The sequence below is a fragment of the Streptomyces sp. WAC 04229 genome, assembly GCF_003947455.1.
GTDB lineage: Bacteria > Actinomycetota > Actinomycetes > Streptomycetales > Streptomycetaceae > Streptomyces.
Map to the genome: position 1 here is coordinate 1 of NZ_QHJH01000369.1, position 2,415 is coordinate 2,415.

Annotated in this window: 2 protein-coding genes; one reads left to right on the plus strand and one right to left on the minus strand. The window is 74.8% G+C overall.

Annotation, left to right across the window (positions count from 1 at the left end; translation table 11 throughout):
• Positions 1-223: 223 nt before the first annotated feature.
• Positions 224-889 carry a TetR family transcriptional regulator gene (locus tag DMH12_RS38190; protein WP_125495831.1) on the minus strand — a complete coding sequence of 222 codons (666 nt, stop codon included), beginning with the start codon at positions 887-889 and terminating at the stop codon, positions 224-226.
• A gap of 202 nt (positions 890-1,091) precedes the next feature.
• Between DMH12_RS38190 and DMH12_RS38195 the strand changes: the two genes are divergently transcribed.
• The coding region (locus tag DMH12_RS38195) for a glycosyltransferase family 4 protein (RefSeq protein WP_148107602.1) at positions 1,092-2,415 on the plus strand (1,324 nt) is incomplete at its 3' end.

Sequence of the window (2,415 nt, forward strand, 5' to 3'; positions counted from 1 at the left end):
GTTCCCGCGTACGGCATGGTTGACCGCGTACGGCACGGCGGGGGCCCCCCGCCCCTTGTGGGGGCGGGGGGGCCGGCCCGTTTTGGGGGCGCGGGCCGCCGGGGGGGGGGGGGGCCCCCCCCCCCCCGCTGGGGGGGGAGGGGAGGGGGGGGGGGGGGGGGGGGGGGGGGGGCGGGTGCGGGGGCGCGCGGCCCCGCCCGGGGCGGCCGGCGGCGCGCCGGTGTCACACGTGCGCCGTCGGCCGCCCCGGTCTGGTCTCCGCCAGGTCGAGCAGGCGGCAGACCGTTTCGATGTCCACGCGTACCTGGGTGAGGGAGGCGCGGCCGGCGAGCCAGGTGATCAGGGTGGAGAGCCAGGTGTGTTCGATGACGCGGACCGCGGAGAGCTGGGCGGGCGTCGCGTCCTCCATGCCGCCGATCGCGTCCAGGATGATCGCCGTGGTCTGCCGGGAGACCTGGTCGACCTCCGGGGAGACGCTGCGGTCGGCGAAGGTCAGGGCGCGGGCCATCGCCTCGGCCAGCCGGGGTTCGCGTTGCAGCGCGCCGAAGGCCCGCATCAGGGTCTGGGCCACCCGGTCACCGGCCGTGTCGCCGGCCGGCGGGCTCTTGCGCAGCGTGCCGTGCAGCCGCTCCAACTGGTCGTGCATGGTGGCGACCAGCAGATGCACCTTGGACGGGAAGTAGCGGTACAGCGTGCCGAGGGCCACCTGCGACGACTCCGCGACCTCGCGCATCTGCACGGCCTCGAAACCGCCCCGGCAGGCCAGCCGGGCGGTCGCGCGCAGGATGCGGCGGCGGCGCTCCCGCTGCCGCTCGGTGAGCGGCGGGGAAGGGGCGAGGGAGGGGGAGCGGTGCCGCGGAGCAATTGCTTCCGCTTCCGGGTTGTCCACCTTGGTCACCTTCTCCCCGTCGTCCGTCCGGACGGTAGCCCGGCGGAGTGCCGCGCCGTGGCGTGAATCACCTGATCCACTCGTCCCAGCCCCGCTACCTGCCGGTAGATTCGGAGCCTCTGACGATCAAGTCTGAAACTTGTTCTAGATTAACGTCCCGGCGTAGTGTCGCGGGACAGTGCAGTGAGAAGGGGGCCCGGGAGTGACCGCTGAGGCCAGTGGGACGGGTCCCCGTCCGGAGCCCGCCGCCGACGGCTTGCGACCGCTCCGCATCGCCCTCCTCACCTACAAGGGGAACCCGTTCTGCGGCGGCCAGGGCGTCTACGTCCGCCACCTCTCGCGCGAACTGGCCCGCCTCGGCCACCGCGTCGAGGTCGTCGGCGCCCAGCCCTATCCGGTCCTGGACGAGGACCCCGCGGCCGGCGACCGGCTCTCCCTCACCGAGCTGCCCAGCCTCGACCTGTACCGCCAGCCCGACCCCTTCCGCACCCCGGGCCGCGGCGAGTACCGCGACTGGATCGACGCGCTCGAGGTCGGCACGATGTGGACCGGCGGATTCCCGGAGCCGCTGACGTTCTCGCTGCGCGCCCGCCGCCATCTGCGCGCCCGCCGCGGCGACTTCGACGTCGTCCACGACAACCAGACGCTGGGGTACGGACTGCTCGGCGACGTCGGCGCGCCCCTCGTCACCACCATCCACCACCCCATCACCGTCGACCGGCAACTGGAACTCGACGCCGCCGACGGCTGGAAGCGCCGGTACTCCGTGCGCCGCTGGTACGCCTTCACCCGCATGCAGAAGCGCGTCGCGCGCCGCCTGCCCTCCGTGCTCACCGTCTCCGGCACCTCCCGCCAGGAGATCGTCGACCACCTCGGCGTACGGGACGACCGGATCCACGTCGTCCACATCGGTGCCGACACCGACCTGTTCTCGCCCGACCCGTCGGTGCCCCGGGTGCCGGGCCGGATCGTGACCACGTCCAGCGCGGACGTGCCGCTCAAGGGCCTGGTCTTCCTCGTCGAGGCGCTGGCGAAGGCCCGCACCGAGCACCCGCGGGCGCACCTCGTCGTCGTCGGCAAGCGGCCCGCGGAGGGGCCCGTCGCCCAGGCGATCGAGCGGTACGGCCTCGAAGGCGCCGTCGAGTTCGTCAAGGGCATCTCCGACGCCGAACTCGTCGACCTGGTGCGGTCGGCGGAGGTGGCGTGCGTGCCCTCGCTGTACGAGGGCTTCTCGCTGCCGGCCGCCGAGGCGATGGCGACGGGCACGGCGCTGCTGGCCACCACCGGCGGGGCCGTCCCGGAGGTCGCCGGACCCGACGGGGAAACCTGCCTCGCGGTGCCGCCGGGCGACGCGGACGCGCTGGCCGCCGGCCTGAACCGGCTGCTCGGCGACCGGGAACTGCGGATGCGGCTCGGCGCGGCCGGACGCGAGCGCGTGCTGCGGCACTTCACCTGGGCCCGCGCCGCCGAGGGCACGGTCGCCCGCTACCGCGAGGCCGTCGGCCCCGACCGGGCCACCCCGGCGC